Annotated in this window: 17 protein-coding genes and 1 pseudogene; 11 read left to right on the top strand and 7 right to left on the bottom strand. The window is 69.9% G+C overall.

Annotated elements, in window-relative coordinates:
* Positions 1-2 precede the first annotated feature (2 nt).
* Complete coding sequence (locus DVR07_RS01545; protein WP_115795022.1) at positions 3-389, top strand: SHOCT domain-containing protein; 387 nt, start codon at positions 3-5, stop codon at positions 387-389.
* Positions 390-424: 35 nt separating this feature from the next.
* Here the strand turns inward: DVR07_RS01545 and yjjX are convergent, their stop codons facing one another.
* Both yjjX and DVR07_RS01535 read right to left on the bottom strand, forming a co-directional pair.
* Positions 425-943 (bottom strand): inosine/xanthosine triphosphatase, encoded by a 519-nt coding sequence (gene yjjX, locus DVR07_RS01540; RefSeq protein WP_115795021.1) that lies wholly within the window; start codon positions 941-943, stop codon positions 425-427.
* A gap of 196 nt (positions 944-1,139) precedes the next feature.
* Positions 1,140-1,919 (bottom strand): cobalamin-binding protein, encoded by a 780-nt coding sequence (locus DVR07_RS01535; RefSeq protein ID WP_115795020.1) that lies wholly within the window; start codon positions 1,917-1,919, stop codon positions 1,140-1,142.
* A 259-nt stretch (positions 1,920-2,178) separates the two neighbouring features.
* Here DVR07_RS01535 and DVR07_RS01530 point away from each other — a divergent pair, with 259 nt between their 5' ends.
* From DVR07_RS01530 to DVR07_RS01515, 4 genes and pseudogenes are all read left to right on the top strand, one after another.
* On the top strand, positions 2,179-3,144 hold the full coding sequence (locus DVR07_RS01530) for a transcription initiation factor IIB (protein WP_115795019.1): 966 nt from the start codon (positions 2,179-2,181) through the stop codon (positions 3,142-3,144).
* 123 nt (positions 3,145-3,267) lie between these two features.
* Complete coding sequence (locus DVR07_RS01525; protein WP_115795018.1) at positions 3,268-4,299, top strand: DNA-methyltransferase; 1,032 nt, start codon at positions 3,268-3,270, stop codon at positions 4,297-4,299.
* 306 nt (positions 4,300-4,605) lie between these two features.
* A pseudogene (locus DVR07_RS22285) lies at positions 4,606-5,065 on the top strand (type I 3-dehydroquinate dehydratase); the annotation flags it as partial.
* Between the two features lie 112 nt (positions 5,066-5,177).
* On the top strand, positions 5,178-5,630 hold the full coding sequence (locus DVR07_RS01515; protein ID WP_115795017.1) for a zinc ribbon domain-containing protein: 453 nt from the start codon (positions 5,178-5,180) through the stop codon (positions 5,628-5,630).
* Between the two features lie 75 nt (positions 5,631-5,705).
* Here DVR07_RS01515 and DVR07_RS01510 read toward each other — a convergent pair whose 3' ends face one another.
* The 3 genes from DVR07_RS01510 to ppsA all read right to left on the bottom strand — a co-directional run bounded on the left by DVR07_RS01510 (position 5,706) and on the right by ppsA (position 10,544).
* A complete protein-coding gene (locus DVR07_RS01510; RefSeq protein WP_115795016.1) occupies positions 5,706-6,872 on the bottom strand; it encodes a 3-dehydroquinate synthase II in 1,167 nt (388 codons plus the stop codon).
* Between the two features lie 112 nt (positions 6,873-6,984).
* A complete protein-coding gene (locus DVR07_RS01505; protein WP_162829398.1) occupies positions 6,985-8,043 on the bottom strand; it encodes a hypothetical protein in 1,059 nt (352 codons plus the stop codon).
* 128 nt (positions 8,044-8,171) lie between these two features.
* Positions 8,172-10,544, bottom strand: a complete 2,373-nt coding sequence (ppsA, locus tag DVR07_RS01500) for a phosphoenolpyruvate synthase (RefSeq protein WP_115795014.1) — start codon at positions 10,542-10,544, stop codon at positions 8,172-8,174.
* 267 nt (positions 10,545-10,811) lie between these two features.
* On the opposite strand from ppsA, the gene DVR07_RS01495 reads away from it, so the two are divergent.
* From DVR07_RS01495 to DVR07_RS01485, 3 genes are all read left to right on the top strand, one after another.
* Entirely contained in the window at positions 10,812-11,243 is a 432-nt protein-coding gene (locus DVR07_RS01495) for a hypothetical protein (RefSeq protein WP_115795013.1), read from the top strand.
* A 213-nt stretch (positions 11,244-11,456) separates the two neighbouring features.
* Positions 11,457-11,741 carry a hypothetical protein gene (locus DVR07_RS01490; RefSeq protein ID WP_115795012.1) on the top strand — a complete coding sequence of 95 codons (285 nt, stop codon included), beginning with the start codon at positions 11,457-11,459 and terminating at the stop codon, positions 11,739-11,741.
* Between the two features lie 163 nt (positions 11,742-11,904).
* A complete protein-coding gene (locus DVR07_RS01485; RefSeq protein ID WP_115795011.1) occupies positions 11,905-13,017 on the top strand; it encodes a phosphotransferase family protein in 1,113 nt (370 codons plus the stop codon).
* A gap of 379 nt (positions 13,018-13,396) precedes the next feature.
* On the opposite strand, the gene DVR07_RS01480 is transcribed toward DVR07_RS01485, so the two are convergent.
* Positions 13,397-14,305: a PhzF family phenazine biosynthesis protein gene (locus DVR07_RS01480; RefSeq protein WP_115795010.1), complete on the bottom strand. Its 909-nt coding sequence runs from the start codon at positions 14,303-14,305 to the stop codon at positions 13,397-13,399.
* Positions 14,306-14,442: 137 nt separating this feature from the next.
* Here DVR07_RS01480 and DVR07_RS01475 point away from each other — a divergent pair, with 137 nt between their 5' ends.
* The 3 genes from DVR07_RS01475 (at position 14,443) to mtnP (ending at position 16,653) form a co-directional block, all read left to right on the top strand.
* Complete coding sequence (locus tag DVR07_RS01475; RefSeq protein WP_115795009.1) at positions 14,443-15,156, top strand: phosphoribosyltransferase; 714 nt, start codon at positions 14,443-14,445, stop codon at positions 15,154-15,156.
* Between the two features lie 124 nt (positions 15,157-15,280).
* Positions 15,281-15,748 carry a VOC family protein gene (locus DVR07_RS01470; protein ID WP_115795008.1) on the top strand — a complete coding sequence of 156 codons (468 nt, stop codon included), beginning with the start codon at positions 15,281-15,283 and terminating at the stop codon, positions 15,746-15,748.
* A gap of 50 nt (positions 15,749-15,798) precedes the next feature.
* Positions 15,799-16,653, top strand: a complete 855-nt coding sequence (mtnP, locus tag DVR07_RS01465) for an S-methyl-5'-thioadenosine phosphorylase (protein ID WP_115795007.1) — start codon at positions 15,799-15,801, stop codon at positions 16,651-16,653.
* Between the two features lie 51 nt (positions 16,654-16,704).
* On the opposite strand, the gene DVR07_RS01460 is transcribed toward mtnP, so the two are convergent.
* Entirely contained in the window at positions 16,705-17,070 is a 366-nt protein-coding gene (locus DVR07_RS01460) for a hypothetical protein (protein ID WP_240147423.1), read from the bottom strand.
* Between the last annotated feature and the right edge of the window lie 56 nt (positions 17,071-17,126).

Raw genomic sequence — 17,126 nt, 5'->3', positions numbered from 1 at the left:
GCATGGCTGACGATCCGATCGGCACGCTCGCGGCGGTCGTCGCCGTCGTGACGCTTCCGCTCGGCACCCTCTCGCTGTTCTTCGTCGGCTGGGAGGTCGCGATGGTCGTGTTCGTCGTCGGCTGGTTCCTGCTCGCGCCGCTGATTCCCATCGTCGGCGAGGAACTGCTACCTGCCCTCGGTAGCGCCGAGTCCGAGGGAAAGACGTCCGATCCGCTGACGGAGCTCAGGGGTCGGTACGCCCGGGGCGAGATCGGCGACGAGGAGTTCGAGCGCCGGGTCGAGCGCCTCGTCGCGACCGAGAGAATCGATCTGAATCGCGACGCAGCGTTCGACAGGTCCAGCAGTGCGGACGCCGACCCCCAACGGGACGTCGAGCGGAGTCGCTGACCCCAGCGGCGGGCCCGTCCCCGCTCGACGACCGCTCACTCGTACAGGTCGGTCACGAACGGGCCGAGCGCGCCCGCGACCGCCTGCCGGAGCGCGCCCTCGCGGTCGATGGCGTTCGCGGTCAGCACGCCCGCCGCGCCCTGCTTCTTCGCGACGTTCTCCGCGTCGAGCACGTCGTCCATCACGGGGCCGAGCTCCTCGCCGTCCCGGACGCGACCGGCGATGGACCCGGGGAGCCGCAGGCGGGGCCCGGCGCCCCTGCCGACTCGCTCGCCGTCGGTGGCGGCCGCCCACATGATGAGGAAGAGCCCGCCGGTGCCCTCGACCTCGGCGACGCCGCCTTCGAGCCCGACTCCAAGGTCGTAGTTGCCCGCTTCGAGGGCGTTCCGGGCGCGGTTCTCCGCGCCCGAGACGGTCTCGCGCTCTCCGCGGGGCTGTTCGCTCACGCCCGACTCGACCCCGACCGACTCGACCGCGGTGCCCGGGAACTCGCGCAGGGCGGCCTCCGTCGCGGCGCGCTTCACGGGGTTGGTGCTGCCGACGCCGACTCGCATGGCCGAGTGATGATTCCCGGTGGTCTTGGCGGTTACGCTCTGTGGAGAGCCGGGGTGTATCGTCAGCCGGTCCGGAGACAATCGAAACGGAGCGAATTCCGAACGAGGACGGTCAGAGAGCCCGCGACCGGGTGGCCCCTGGCATCCACCCGAACTGTCGGTGGTCGTGCCAAGCGGATCCCTGGTGGTCGGCCAGTCAGCCACGCCGAGGGGATCGCGAATCGAGCGCGTCGCCGTGGAGCGTCCCGGCCAGCGTCTCGATGCCCTCCACGAGGCGGGGGCTGGGCTGGTTGAGCAGCGAGTCGTCGAGGACGTGGACGTCGCCGCGGTCGACCGCCGGGAGGTCCCAGCCGCGGTCGGCGACGGCCGCAGGGTCCGCGCAGGCGCCGTGGCCGCAGACGTGGAGGACGACGTGGTCGGGGTCGGCGGTCTCGACCTCGGTGGCCGAGACCTCCCGCGAGCGCTCGCCCGGGTCGACGAACGGGTAGCGCCCGCCCGCGGTCTCGACCGCCTCGGGCACCCAGTTGCCCGCGGCCATCGGCGGGTCCGACCACTCCTCGCAGTAGACGACCGGCCTGTCGGCGTCGTCGGGCGTCAGCCGCCGGACGCGGTCCAGCCGGCTTTCGGATCGTCGGGCGAGCGCCGCACCGTCGTCCGGGAGGCCGACCGCCGCCCCGAGCTCGGCGAACGAGTCGACCACCTCGTCGAGCGCGGTCGGCGCGGCGTGGAACACCTCGTGGCCGCGGTCCCGGAGGTCCGCCGCCACGTCGGCCTGCAGGTCGTCGGCGGTCAGGACGAGGTCCGGGTCGCGGTCGGCGACCGCGTCGTAGTCGGGGTTGAGCCACCCGCCCACCGCGGGGACGTCGACCTCGCAGTGGTGGGTCGCGCCGACCAGGCGGTCGGTCGCGTCGAGCGCCCGCAGCGTTTCGGTCGCGCTCGGGGCCAGCGAGACGATCCGCTCGGGATGGGCTGCCATCACCGTCGGGTTGGGACCCCCGATGGTTAAATCGACCGCCGGTCGCGCTCGTCCAACGAACGGGGGCTTAAAATTATCCCCTCGGATGTGGAGACCGACGCCTCGTGGAGTGTGACACCTGTTCACGAGACCCTGGAAATCATACTCCGAAAATACTAAATACCTTTCGGAACAACGAAACCTCAAGCAACTGATTCCGGGGTTTTCCAGGTTCTCCCTGCCCGGTAGCCGACGCCTTGTCCGTCAACGAGGAGCCATCATGTCAGACGTAAGCACGAGAGTCAAGCGATCCGAAGAGGAAGAGAGCGAACGAGAGACCGAGGAGTCCACCGCGTGCCCCGAGTGCGGCGGGAACATCATCTCCGACACCGAGCACGGCGAGACCGTCTGCGAGGAGTGCGGCCTGGTCGTCGACGAGGACCAGGTCGACCGCGGGCCGGAGTGGCGCGCGTTCGACTCCAAGGAGAAGAACGAGAAGTCCCGTGTGGGCGCCCCGACCACGAACACGATGCACGACAAGGGGCTGTCGACCAACATCGACTGGCGCAACAAGGACGCCTACGGCAACTCGCTGGGGTCGCGCCAGCGAGAGAAGATGCAGCGGCTGCGCAAGTGGAACGAGCGGTTCCGCACCCGCGACTCTAAGGAGCGCAACCTCAAGCAGGCCCTCGGCGAGATCGACCGCATGGCCTCCGCGCTCGGCCTGCCGAACAACGTCCGGGAGACCGCGTCGGTCATCTACCGGCGGGCGCTCGACGAGGACCTCCTCCCGGGCCGCTCCATCGAGGGCGTCTCGACCGCCTGCGTCTACGCCGCCGCCCGACAGGCCGGCGTCCCGCGCAGCCTCGACGAGATCGCCGACGTGAGCCGGGTCGAGAAGAGCGAGGTCGCCCGGACGTACCGGTACGTCGTCCGCGAGCTCAACCTCGAGGTCAAGCCCGCCGACCCCGAGAGCTACGTCCCGCGGTTCGCCTCGGGGCTGGACCTCTCGGACGAGGCCGAGCACCGCGCCCGCGAACTGCTCCAGACCGCCAAGGAGAAGGGCGTCCACAGCGGCAAGTCGCCGGTCGGCCTCGCGGCCGCCGCGGTGTACGCCGCCGCGTTGCTCACCAACGAGAAGACGACCCAGGCCGAGGTCAGCGAGGTGGCCGACATCAGCGAGGTCACCATCCGGAACCGCTACCACGAGCTGCTCGAGGCCGAAGAGGCCCCGGCGATGGCCTGAGACGGTCGGCCAGGATTCCACGTCGACGCGGAGACCGCACCGCGACCGCCACAGATTTCTAGTTCCATACATTTCCAAACCGAAAGAGAGTTCAGTCCGCCCGACGAGGGAGCTACAGAGCGGATGGAGACCGAACACCGGATCCACGTCGGCGACGCCCGCGAGATGACCGCGCTGGACGACGACGCGGTCGAACTCGTCGTGACCTCGCCGCCGTACCCGATGATCGAGATGTGGGACGACCTGTTCGCGGAGCTGGACCCCGCCGTCGCCGACCTGCTGGCGGCGGGCGACTCGGCGGCCGCGTTCGAGGCGATGCACGACGCGCTCGACCCGGTCTGGGACGAGCTCTCGCGGGTGCTGGTCGACGGCGGCGTCGCGGCGGTCAACGTCGGCGACGCGACCCGCAACGGCGGGGAGGGGTTCCAGCTCTACCCGAACCACGCCGAGCTCATCTCCCGGTTCCGCGACCGGGGGTTCGACCTCCTGCCGGACGTGCTGTGGCGCAAGCCGGCCAACGGCCTCACCAAGTTCATGGGGTCGGGGATGGTGCCGCCCAACGCCTACGCCACCCTCGAGCACGAGTACGTCCTCCTCTTCCGGAACGGCGGGGAGTCGCGGTCGTTCGCGGCCGGAGCCGACCGGCGGTACGAGGCCGCCTACTTCTGGGAGGAGCGCAACGACTGGTTCTCGGACCTCTGGACCGACGTCCAGGGCGAGGCCCAGCGGCTGGACCACGCCGAACTCCGCGAGCGGTCGGGCGCGTTCCCCTTCGAGCTCCCCTACCGGCTCGTCAACATGTACTCGGTGTACGGCGACACGGTGCTCGACCCTTTCTGGGGGACCGGGACCACGTCGCTGGCGGCGATGGTCGCCGGCCGGAACTCGGCGGGGTTCGAACTCAGCCGGGAGTTCCGGGAGGTGTTCGACGACCGCCTCGCCGACGTGGAGTCGTTCGCCGACGAGTGTAACCGTGAGCGACTCGCCGACCACCGAGAGTTCGCCGCGGGCGAGGACCTCGCCTACGAGGCCGAGAACTACGACTTCCGGGTCAAGACGAAGCAGGAGCGCCAGTTGCAGCTGTACACCGTGGCGGACTACGAGCGCGACGGCGACCGGTACGTGGTCTCCCACGAGGAGTTCGGCGGAGAGTGAGGCGAATTGGCGAGTGAGATTCCTGTACTGTCAGTCCGGCGCGCGGTGGCGGACCCCTCCGTGGGTCCGCCGATGCGCGCGAGGGAGGCGGCCGCGTTGATGCGGCCGCCGAGGCTGGGGAGGAGTGAGGCTCACGGTCGCTATTGCAGTGCGGGGCGTGCGGTTGCGGTAACAGAGGTGACGGCAGTAACTAGCTTCCTCGACGCGAACGACCTCGTTGCAGCGGCACATCCCCCCTCGCGTCCAACGAGTACACTTTTCCTCGTACCCGACACAGGCACCCACATGAACTTCGAGGAGTTCGTCCTCGCGGCGCTCGCGGAGGCAGCGGAGTTGGCCTGCGTCGGCGCGGTCGACGTCGAACTCCGGTCGCTGACCGCGGGCGAGGGCGAGCGCGTGGTCGAGCGCGCGTCGGGCCGGCACCGCGGTCGTCGCCTCGGTCCACGACTTCGAGCGCACGCCGCCGGAACCCGACCTGCGCGGGACGCTCGAGACGGCCACCGACCGGGCCGACGTGGGCAAGCTCGCGGTCACGGCCGAGAGCCGGGGCGACGTGCTCGACCTGCTGGCGGTGACCCGCGAGTTCGACGACGCGGGCGAGCGCGTGGCCACGATGGCGATGGGCGCGCCGGGGCGCCACTCGCGGGCGGTCGCGCCGCTCTACGGCTCGAAGATCGGCTACGCGCCGGTCGACCCCGCGGACGCGACCGCGCCGGGTCAGTACGACCTCGCGACGCTGGCGCGACTGGTCGAGGAGCTGTCGTGAGCCGCCGCGATGCGCGGAATCGAGGCCGGGTTAAAATAGAACGCCGACATTGACCGCTAACACCGGCCTGAGGGGACAGCATTTATTAACGTCGGTCGGCTACCCGCGACTAGTGACCCGTACGAAATCCGAGAAGCGTCCGTGGTTGGGGGCGCTGCTGTCGTTCCTCCTGCCCGGAGTCGGCCACGTCTACCTCCGTGAGTGGCTCCGCTCGGCGATGTGGTTCGCCTTCGCGGTCAGCGCGGTGCTGCTGTTCGTGCCGCTTCCCGAGGCCGCGACGACCGGCGCCACGAGCGTCGGGGCCGCGATGGACGCCGCGATGGAGGCGACCAGCGACCTCCCGCTCGAGGCGCTGGTCCCCATCTGGGTCGTGCGGGCGTTCAGCGCCATCGACGCCTACTGGCTGGCGCTCCAAACCCGGAGCGACGACGAGGACGGCGAGCAGTGCCCGGCCTGCGGCAAGCCGGTCGACGACGACCTGGACTTCTGCCAGTGGTGCACGACCCCGCTCCCCGAGCGCGACGGCCCGAACGGCCCGACGGAAGGCAACGCGGTCTCTCGCTGACGGACTCCCGACAGAGAGCGGTCTCTTACTTCGATTCCGAACGAAGGAGTTCCGACGCGACCCCGACTGCGCGCGCTACTTCTCGATGATGCTCTCCTCGACGGTCTCGCCGAAGTGGCGGGCGCCGCCCTCGCGGAACACCAGGACCTCGTCGCCCTCGGCCAGGTCCGTGACAGCGGTCCGACCGTCGCGGGTGGGGACCTTGATGGTCTCGGCGTTCTGGAGCAGCGTCTCGACTCTATCTCCGTCGTCGAACTCGGCCTCGACCCGGAACATCGGCCGCTTCTCGATCTTGACCCGGCCGACCGTCGCCTCGCGGGTCCGGCCGTCGGTGTCGACGATCTGGACTTCGTCGCCGGACTTGAGTTCCGAGAGGTACTTCGTGCCGCCGTCGGGCGTCCGGACGTAGGCGTGGACCGCACCCGCGTTCACCCGGAACGGCCGCGAGGCGACGTACGGCGATTCGGCGGTCTCGGCGTGGACGAAGAACAGGCCCCGGGACATCGACCCGACGAGCATCCCCTCGTCGTGGTCCATCAGGCTCCCCGTGTCGACGCAGACCCGGTCGGCGCTGCCGACGCGCTCGACCGCCGTCACCTCGGCCCAGGTGAGGTCGAGCGTCTCGCGCTCGGCCTCGTCGCGGACCTCGACCGTCTCGCGGATCTCGTCGGGGTCGTCGGAGTCGAGCAGCACCGCGTCGCTCCCGATTTCGAGCGTCTCGAACGCGGTCTTGGCCTCCTCGGCGCTCGTGACGCCCGCGACGAGGTCGGTCTCCTCGCCGATGCGTGCGATGAGGTTCTCCAGCGGGATGATGGTCCAGTCCTCGCCGACGACGATGGTGTAGTCGGCCTCCTCGGCGGCCGCCTCGGCGAACGCCTCGTAGTCCTCGCTCAGGATGCGGACGTACGCGCCCTCGGCCCGCTCGTCGTCGCGCCGGAGCGTCGAGAGGTCCGCCGACCCCGAGAAGTCCGACGGGAGGTCGACGGTGCCGTCGCCCTCGCCGTCCTTGCCCACGACGAAGACGTCCGGATTGGCCCCGGACTCGGCCTCGTCTATCAGTTCGGCGTCGCCGTCGGTGAACGCCGCGACGTTGACGTCGCCGAGTTCGCGCACCCGTCCGACGTCGGCGGCGTCGACCAGCACCCAGTCGACGCCCGCTTCGAGTCCGGCCGTGATCCGTTTCCGTCGGTCGTCCCAGTCGCCGACGGCGTCGTCGGCCTTGAGCCACACGGAGCGTGTCATGTTATGTTCCCACGCTTGCAGCGAGACGGCTTGAACGTGGCGGATGCGACGTATGGTGCGACCGACGACGTGCCACCGACGCCGACGAGTCGGCGTCGAGGGCGTCGCAGAATCAGCCCGAGTCGGCGGTCGTCGGCGCCGTCGTGCGCCGAGTCGCGGTCGCGGTGGTGCTCGGGGTCGTGGTCCCGTTGGCGCTCGCGGCGGTCGTCGCACCGCTGGCGGTTCCCGTCGTCGCACTGCCGGCCGCCCCGGTCGTCGTCGCGGTCTCGTTCCGCGGGGTCGGCGGACTCGCGGCCTCGACCCACGTCGGGCGCTCGACGGTGACGTCGCCGACGTCGGTCAGCGCGAACTCGTAGTGGATCCGGGTCTCGTCGTCGCCGGCGTAGGCCGCCGTCAGCGAGAGCGAGTGGACCCGGCCGGCGGCGTCGACGACGACCGCCGCCTCGAAGTCGGTGTAGTTCTCGGCCGAGACGGCCCGATCGGCCCGGAGCACGGTCATCGTCCGGCCGTCGCGGCGCTCGACGTCGGCCACGTCGAACTCCCCGGCGGCCAGCGCGAGTTCGATGAGCCACGCCTGGGTGACCTGCGAGTCGAGGTCGGCCCGCGGCAGGTGGGCCCACGTCTCGTCGGCGACGCTCTCGCCGGTCCGGTTGTACCGGCGGAGCTCTGACCGGTTGGCCCCCTCGTACCGGACGACCACCGCCGTCCCGTTGGCCCAGAGGTCGGTGGCGACCCGGGTCCGGCCGTCGCCCAGTCGGCGCACGCTGTCGGAGTGGACCACCAGCGGCGACAGGCCGGCCTCGACCGCGCCGCGCTGGCGGGTCCACTGGTTGGCCGGGCCGACCGAGACGTTGGCGTGGAACCGGAAGGCGAAGCTGGTGTTGTTGAGCGCCGCCCGGTGGGCGTCGACCAGCGCCGACGGGTCCTCGACGCCGGTCCGGTTGACCCCCGGCGGGCGCGACTCGTTCGGCGTGGCGTTCGCGGCGGTCGTGGTCGCCGACGGCGCGTCGCGCTCGCCGCCGGTGTCTGGCGGCGCGTCGGCCGGCGAGGTGGTCGCGGTCGGCGTCGCGTCCGCGCCGGCGGGCGCGTCGGGCGCGGCGTCGCTGCCCGCACAGCCGGCGACGACGACCATCAGCGCCACGAGGAGCAGTGCGACTCGACGGACATCCATTTCCGTGTACTCCATTGCGGCCGCCCATAAACGGACGGTACCATGCCGGGACGTTTTCCCGATTTAGCCCCCGATTATTTCGACTAAGTGGTGCTTACTCAGCCGGCGTCGTCGGGCGGTAGCCGGCCCTACCGCACCGAGTCGAGCAGCAGCTTCTGCTCGACGCGCTTGACCTCGTGCTGGACGTCGCGGACCGCGTCGATGTTGGCCGAGATCGACGAGACCCCCTCGTTGACCAGGTGCTGGACCATCTTTGGCTTCGAGCCGGCCTGGCCGCAGATGGAGGTGTCGACGCCGTGCTCCCGGCAGGTCTCGATGGTCTGGCTGATGAGCTGGAGGACGGAGGGGTGGAGCTCGTCGAACCGGTCGGCGACGTTCTCGTTGTTGCGGTCCACGGCGAGGGTGTACTGGGTCAGGTCGTTGGTGCCGAACGAGGCGAAGTCGATGCCCTGCTGGGCCATCTCCTCGACGCCGAGCGCCGAGGCGGGCGTCTCGATCATCACGCCCCAGGTGCGCTTGTCGGGGTCGATGCCCGCCTCTTCCATGAGGTTGCGCGCCTGGATGACGTCCTCGGTGTCGTTGACCAGCGGGAGCATGATCTCGACGTTGTCGTAGCCCATCTCGTAGAGCCGGGCGAACGCCTCGAGCTCGTGGGCGAACACGTCGGGGCGGTCGAGGCTCCGCCGGATGCCCCGGTAGCCCAGCATCGGGTTGTGCTCGTCGGGCTCGTCCTCGCCGCCCTGGAGCTGGCGGAACTCGTCGGTGGGGGCGTCGAGCGTCCGCACCCGGACCGGCCGGGGGTAGAACTCGTCGGCGACCCCGCGGACGCCCTCGACGATCTCGTTGACGTAGGCGTCGACGCCGTGGTCGTCGATGTACCGGGCGGGGGTCTTGTTGGTCGAGAGGATCATGTGCTCCATCCGGAGCAGCCCCACGCCGTCGGCGCCGGTCGCCGCGGCGCGCTCGGCGGCCTCCGGAATCGAGACGTTGACCTTCACCTCGGTCGCGGTCATCGGCTTGACCGGGGTCTTGGGTCGGGCCTCCTCGATGGGCTCGCGCTCCTCGCTCGTCTCGCGGCGGCCCTCGGTGACGGTCCCCTTGTCGCCGTCGATGGTGATGCGCTGGTCGTCGGTCAGCGTCGACGTGGCGTCGGTCGAGCCGACGACCGCCGGGACGCCCAGCTCCCGGGAGACGATGGCGGCGTGGCTGGTCATGCCGCCCTCGTCGGTGACGATGCCCGCCGCCCGCTTCATCGCGGGCACCATGTCGGGCGTGGTCATCTCGGTGACGATGATGTCGCCGTCGCTCACCTTGTCGAGCTGGTCGAGCTGGTCGACGATGCGGACCGCGCCCGACGCGATGCCGGGGCTCGCGCCCAGCCCGGAGACCAGGACGTCGCCGTTGCCCGACGCGCCCCCGGCGTCGCCGCCGGGACTGGCGGCCTCGACGCCGCCGCTCCCGTCGGTGATGCCCTCGGTCGGGCTCCCGTTGGCGCCGTTCGCGCCGACGCCGGCGTCGCCGTTGGCGCTCGCGTCGGTCTCGATCTCGCTCTCGCCGTCGTCGATGGTCGTGATGGGACGGGACTGGAGCATGAAGACCTCGCCGTCGACGATGGCCCACTCGACGTCCTGGGGGTCGCCGTAGTGGTCCTCGACCCGCTCGCCGAGCTCGACCAGCCGCTCGATGTCGCGCTCGTCGAGCACCTGGGCCTCCCGGAGGTCGTCGGAGACCTCGCGCTCGACGGTCTCGCCGGTCTCCTCGTCCTTCTCCATCTTGGTCTTCTTGTCGGCGATGGTGACCTCCTCGACCGAACTGGTCTCGCGGTCGACGACGTAGTTGTCGGGCGAGACCGACCCGGAGACGACCGCCTCGCCGAGCCCCCAGGCGGCCTCGATGATGATCTTCGGCGCGCCGGTCGAGGGGTGGCTGGTGAACATCACGCCGGACTTCTCGGCGTCGACCATCCGCTGGACGACGACCGCGATGTCGACCACGTCGTGGGCGAAGCCCTTCTCCTGGCGGTAGTAGATGGCCCGCTGGGTGAACAGCGACGCCCAGCAGCGCTTGACCCGGTCGACGAGGTCCTCGCGGGTCACGTTGAGGAACGTCTCCTGCTGGCCCGCGAACGAGGCGTCGGGGAGGTCCTCGGCGGTCGCCGAGGAGCGGACCGCGACGAACGCCTCGCCGTCTTCGAGGTCGTCGTAGGAGTCGAGGATCTCCTGTCGGATCTCCTCGGGCATCTCGGTGTCGAGCACGAGCTCCTTGGCCCTCGACTGGGCCTCGGCGAGCGCCGCGGAGTCCTCGGTGTCGACGTCCACGGCCTCGAACAGTTCCTCATCGATGCCGGTCTCCTCGATGAACGAGCGGTAGGTGCCGGCCGAAACCACGAACCCCGAGGGGACCGGCAGGCCCGCGCCGGTGAGCTCCCCCAGCGACGCGCCCTTCCCGCCGACCAGTTCGAGGTCGTCTGCGGTGATTTCGTCCAGCCAGAGTACAGCCATTGGTGCATGTGAGAGAACAGGAAGGCGAATAAAGAATGTTCCGACCGGTCGGTAGAGCGAATATTAACTCGGAATCGGATTTTCTCTTCGTCCCCGAAGTGCCGGGGCGTCGGAGACGAGTCGCCACGGGGTCCGACTCGGCCGGCGCCAGTCCGTCGTCCGACTGGCGCCCGTCGCGACCGGGTCGCCGGTCGGCCGGCCGGTACTTCTTCGTTCACCGACACGAAATCGGATGGGTTTATAATCCCGGGTCGGCCTCACCCACGCATGGACGCGAAACGCTCGCTTCGGTGGGCAGTGTACTACGTCGTCCTCGCCGGCGCCGCCACCCTGGTCGGTGGCGCGCTCGTCGGCGCGGGCGTCGCTCTCGGCATCGGCGACGGGTACGGACAGCTAGCGGACGGCGCGGCGCTCTCGACGGCGCTGACGACGGCCGCGCCCGGCCTCGCGGTCGCGGTCCTCGGCGTGCTGGTCTGGGCGGTCGGTAGCGTCGCAGCGTTCGTGCGGGTGTTCACCGCCGCGGTCGAGGAGCAGATGCGCGAGCGCTTCGACGGCGAGCGGGTCAAGAGCGAGATCCTATCGGTGCTCGACGAGCGCCTCTCGGAGGTCGAGCACGACGTCTCGGAGACCCGCCGCCAGGTGTCGGAGCTCAAGCGCGAGGACACGGCCGAGGAGTTCCAGTTCGGCGAGCAGCAGTGAATGAGCCTCGCCGCGCTCCCCCGGATTCGAGGTAGGGGCGCCGCCGCGTGGTCCGCCTCGCGATAACTGACGGTCGACAGTACGCTTTTCTGAGAGTTCGCCGTAGACGGTTCCACCATAGAGACGGACGGAGCAGCGACGACGGCAGAAGACTCCTCCCTCCCGGACGGCGTCATCGCTGTCTGTCTCCTCCACTACGGCCTGGGCGGGCTGTTGGTCCTCCTCGGCGTAGCCTCGCTCGTCGGGAACCCCGTTCTCGGAATCGTCGCCGGTGTTCTCGGCGGTCTGTTCGTCCAGATAGGCAACGGCCTCCGGGCGTTCCGCCGGTCGGCGTGGCGCAACGCGCTCGTCGTGCACGGGATCGACGTCGCCGTCGGACTCTTCCTGCTGGTGTCCGGGGGAGCCGGCAGGCATCTGGTTGCGATCGGCGTCAGCGGTGGCGTCGTCGGTTATCTCTACATCCAGCGTACCCGCTATCGCCACGATTCGGAGGGATAATTCCAACACGGTTCACCGGCGCAGAAGCCGGCGGAACCGAAGCGCCTCGATTGACCGGTCCGCACAACCGAACTCCACCGACTCCGCAGGCGACCGTCGCAGAACTGCTACCAACGTCCAAACCGGGGCAAGACTTCTACCGAGGGGCCCCGTCCCCGGGGACATGGACACCGACGAGGCGCTCGCGGACCGGACCCTCCGGCGGCTGCTGCGCGAGGTCCGACCGGCGTGGTCGCTCCGCGGGGCTTCGGCCGCAGAGGAGGGCACCGACCTCGTCTACTTCCTCGACGTCGAGACGCCCGAGGGACCCCGCGAGTGCGTCCTCAAGGCCCGCGAGTTCCTCGACCCCGAGGCGTTCCGGCCCGAGCCGTACCTGATGACGCTGGCCGACCGCCGGACGTCGATGTCCGTCCCGAGTGTCGTCGGCGCGGTCGACGACCACCCCGACCTGCCCGCGCCGTTCTTCCTGATGGAGCGCCGCGCCGGCGACGTTCGCGAGAACGGGGCGCGTGACCTCCACGCCGACGCGATGGAACGCATCGCCCGGGACGCCGGGCGCTGGCTGGGCGAACTCCACGGCCTCGGCGACTTCGAGCGGTTCGGGCCGATTCGGCTCGCCCGGGACGTCGACCCCGAAGCCGGCGGCGCCGCCCCCGACCGCGCGGACAGAATCCCCGGCGGCATCGCCGTCGAGGGACGGACCATCACCGTCGGCGAGGCCGGGACCGACTCGTGGCGCGACCGAATCGCGTCGATGGCCGACGACTGTCTCGACGACCTCCACGACCGGTTCGCCGACCTCGAACCCGACCTCCGGGCGTTCGTCGACGACCGCCTCGATGCACTCCCCGATGGACCGGGCCGAGACGGTCCCGACGGCGGAGTCGCGCCGGTGCTGGGCCACGACGACTACCGACTGGGGAACCTGCTCGTCGACCCGGAGACCGGCGAGACCCGCGCCGTGCTCGACTGGGGCAACGCCCACACGATGACGGCCCGGTACAACCTCGTCGTCACCGAGCAGTACCTCAGCGGGTGGGCGACCCGCGACGACCCGCTCCGCGAGCGCGTCCGCGCGGCGCTGCGCGAGGGCTACCGGGAGTCGGGCGAGCTACCGCGGGGCTCCGACGACGAGCGCCGGCGCGAGCTCTATCTGGCCGTGACCCGGACCTTCCCGCTGGGCTGCTTCTCGCTGTGGTACGGCGATTTCCCGGCGAGCGAGCGCGAAGCGGTCGCCGAGCGGAACCGGCGGGCGGTGCTAGACCTGGTGGACTGAGGGCTCGAAATCGGTCGAACTGAGGGTTCGTCGTGACAGCCGCACGTAGCGGTGTCAAGAAGAAACAGCTAGCTACTACCGTCACAAATGAATTACCGCACCGCACCGCACCGCCCCGCACCGCGACCGCGAGCCTCACTCCTCCCCAGCCTCCTCGCTCACACCGGAAGACGAGCAAAGCGAGTCTTCCGAGCCTTGTCGTCCGAAAATCTTCGATTTTCGGGATCACGAAAGGCTCCGCCTTTCGAACGACTTCGCTTCGCTCAGCAAGACTGCGTTCGCTCGTCCCTCGCGCATATCGGCGGACCCACGGAGGGGTCCGCCAGCGCGCGCCGGAGCCTACTTGTTCACCGAGCGAAGCCAGTCCTCCTACCGGTCCCTATCCCGTCGCGTCGATGATGTCGTCGTCCTCCGCGGCCGGCACCCGCAGTTCGCCCTCGAACGCGGTGGCCGCCTTCCCGCCGACCCGGACTTCGTCGCCGACACGCACCCGGACGTGGCCCGGCCGGTCGACGAAGTGGCCCTGCTCGAACACCATCTCGTCGGGGAACTCCCCGTCGAAGGCCTCGTACTCCCGGAGGTAGGCGCCGGTCGCGCCGCTGGCGGTGCCCGTCACGGGGTCCTCGGGCACGCCGGCGGCGGGCGCGAACATCCGGCCGTGGAGCGTCGAGTCGACGGCCACGGCGTCGAAGCTGAAGGCGTAGATGCCGGTGGCGTCGACGTCCTCGCTGATGGCCTCGATCTTCCGGTGGTCGGGGTCCATCCCGCCGACGTGCTCGAGGAAGTTGACCGGAACCACCAGGAACGGGAGGCCGGTCGAGGCCACCGCCGGCGGGAGGTCGGCGCCGATGTCCTTCAGCGCGGCGGGGTCGACGCCGAGCGCGTCGGCCACCCGGTCGTAGTCGATGTCCACCTCGCGAATCGTCGGGTCGTCCTGGGTCATCCAGACCGTCCCGTCATCGGCGACGTCGATGTCGAGGACGCCGACGTTGGTCTCCAGGCTGTGCGTCCCGGGGTCGACGACGCCGTTCTCGTGGAGGTGGGCGTGGGAGGCGATGGTGGCGTGCCCGCAGAGGTCGACCTCGGTCGTGGGCGTGAAGTACCGGACCCGGCGGTCGGCGTCGTCGCTCTCGCGGAGGAAGGCGGTCTCGCTCACGGCCAACTCGGCGGCGATGGCCTGCATCTGGTCGTCGGTCAGTCCGTCGGCGTCGGGGACCACGCCGGCGGCGTTCCCGGCGAAGGGGTCGTCGGTGAAGGCGTCGACCAGCAGCGCGCGTCGCGTGTCCATGGTCGGACCCAGGCGGGCGCCGCCCTTAGTAATTTGTCCGTCGGGACAGGGCGAGTCGCGGCCGCGACAATCCGGAGCGGCGACGCGGGAGCGCCTGTAAATCGTTAAGTGTGCAGGAGTGCGAGTCCCGAGTTGGTATGAGCGAACTCCCCGACGAGTTCAAATGTACGATTACGAACTGGGAGTACATCTACGGTCTCTGCCGCGACGTCAGCGACCAGGTGAAACGCGACTCCTTCGAGCCGGACGTGGTGGTCGCGCTGGCCCGCGGCGGGTGGTTCGCCGGGCGGTGCATCTGCGACTTCCTCGGGATGGACGACCTGACCAGCCTCAAGATGGAGCATTACGTCGGGACCGCCGAGAAGGCCGGCGAGCCCGAGGTGCGCTATCCGATGCCCGAGGGCAGCGTCGAGGGCAAGGACGTGCTCATCATCGACGACATCGCCGACACCGGGGGTTCCATCGAGCGCGCCTACGAGTACGTCACCGACCGCGACGCCGGGGAGGTCCGGACCGCCACGCTCCAGTTGCTCCAGACCAGCGAGTTCGAGCCCGACTACATCGGCGAGCGGCTCGAGGAGTGGGCCTGGGTGGTCTACCCGTGGAACTTCATCGAGGACATGATCGACCTCACCTCGGGCGTGATGGACAAGGCCGACGGCGACGCCTTCACGACCGAGGAGATCCGCCACCTGCTCTCGGAGTACCACGAGATCGAGCGCATCGAGATGGAGATCGCCCAGCCCGACCGGATGGGCGAAGTGCTCGACGAGATGGTCCGCCGGGGAGTCCTGGAGGACGACGGCGAGAAGTGGCGGCTCGTCGAGAACGAGGAGGGCGTGGGCGCCTGAGCGGTCCGGACGCTGCCGAACCGCCCTCGCGTCTCGCTCGTTTCGCGGCGGCGGAGTGTGCCATTGTATCCCGCACCGACGGTATGCTTATCGAAGTTCGCGGAGTACCGACAGGAGAGAAGCCGTGGCGACCGACCCCGACGCCTACCCGATGCCGCTGTTCGTCCGACTGAGCGTCTCGGACCTCGAGGCGTCGACCGAGTGGTACCGCGCGCTCGGGTTCGACATCGTCTACTCCATGCCGGTGATGGTCCACGTCCGGTACCGGAAGTACGCGGACGTCATGCTCGCCGCGCCGGCGGCCGACCTCGACGGCGAGCGGACAAGTGGCGACGCGAGTCGGGGGCGGGGCGTCTCGGTCTACGTCGCCGTCGAGGACGAATCGGTCGACGACGTGGCGGGCCGGGCCCGCGAACACGGCGCGGAGCTCTCGGCGGAACCCCACGAGACCCCGTGGAACACCCGCGAGGTCGCGCTCCGGGACCCCGACGGGTACGAGTTCGTCTTCTCCGAGCCGGTCGACACCGAGCGGTCGTTCGAGGACGTCATGGGCGGGCCTGCGCCGGACGACGCCACAGACGAGTCGAGCTAGTCCGACCGAGAAGAGCAGGCGTTTAGTAGCCGCCGCCTGGAGTATATCCCATGACGATCGGCTTCATCGGTGGCAGCGGTATCTACGAAGCGCTCCCGCTGGAGAACACCCGCGAGGAGGAGATCACCACGCCGTTCGGCGACCCGAGCGCGCCCGTGACCATCGGCGAGCTGGCGGGCGAGGAGGTCGCGTTCCTGCCGCGCCACGGCCCCGACCACCAGCACACGCCGACCAACGCGCCGTACAAGGCCAACATCTACGCGCTCAAGCGGGTCGGCGTCGAGCGCGTGCTCTCCTCGAACGCGGTCGGGAGCCTGCGCGAGGACCTGCCGCCCCAGACGCTCGTGGTCCCCGACCAGATATTCGACCGGACCAAGCACCGCGACGCGACGTTCTTCGGCGACGGCATCGTGGTCCACATGCCGTTCGCCGACCCGTACTGCCCGCACATGGTCGACCACCTCGCCGACTCGTGCCAGACCGCGACCGACGCGGAGTCGGAGCAGGGCGGCACCTACGTCTGCATCGAGGGGCCGCAGTACTCGACCCGCGCCGAGAGCGAGTTCTACCGCGACCAGGGCTGGGACGTCATCGGGATGACCACGATTCCGGAGGCCAAGCTGGCCCGCGAGGCCGAGCTCTGCTACGCCACCGTCACGGGCGTCACCGACTACGACGTCTGGAAGGAGGACAGCGAGGTCACGCTCCAGGAGGTACTGGACAACGCCGCCGAGAACGAGGACGCGATCAAGGAGGTCGTCGAGCACGCAATCCGGAACATGCCCGACGAGCGCGACTGCGACTGCGGGTCGGCGCTCGAGGGGACCATCAACACGCCGACCGAGGCGATCCCCGACGAGACCCGCGAGCGCGTCGAGCCGTTCGTCGGCGAGTACCTGGGCTGACGGGGCGACCCGGGGTCGGCGTCCGGTCGGTGGAACGCCCACCGGCGGGCGTCACAGGTGGCGGCCGACCGTCTCGACCAGCGACTCGAGCCGGACCGACGCGTCCGAGTCGGCGCTGACGTACCCGCCCGTCTTCTCGGTCCGCACGAAGTGGTAGGCGGTGAGTTCCTCGAACCGGTGGACCGAGCACTGGAGCGGGCCGGCGTCGAACAGGTCCTCGAGGTACTCCCGCCCGACGCCCTGGAGCACCAGCTCCCGATGGATTCGGTCGGTGTTCATCTCCTCGACCCGCGGTCTGATGTCCTCCCGGACGTAGTGGAGTTCGTAGCCCTCGGCCGTGTACCCGGCGACGACGCGCAGCCCCTCGCCGACGTCCTCCCGCAGGTCCGAAACGAGGTCCGACGGGTCGCTGTTCATGCGTTACCGGTTGGCACTCCCTGAGTTTGTCTCTTGTGGGCCGTGTCTCGACACGG

It is taken from the genome of Halorussus rarus (genome assembly GCF_003369835.1).
In the GTDB taxonomy this organism is placed as follows: Archaea; Halobacteriota; Halobacteria; order Halobacteriales; family Haladaptataceae; genus Halorussus; species Halorussus rarus.
This window is presented reverse-complemented; position numbering and strand designations above follow the sequence as displayed.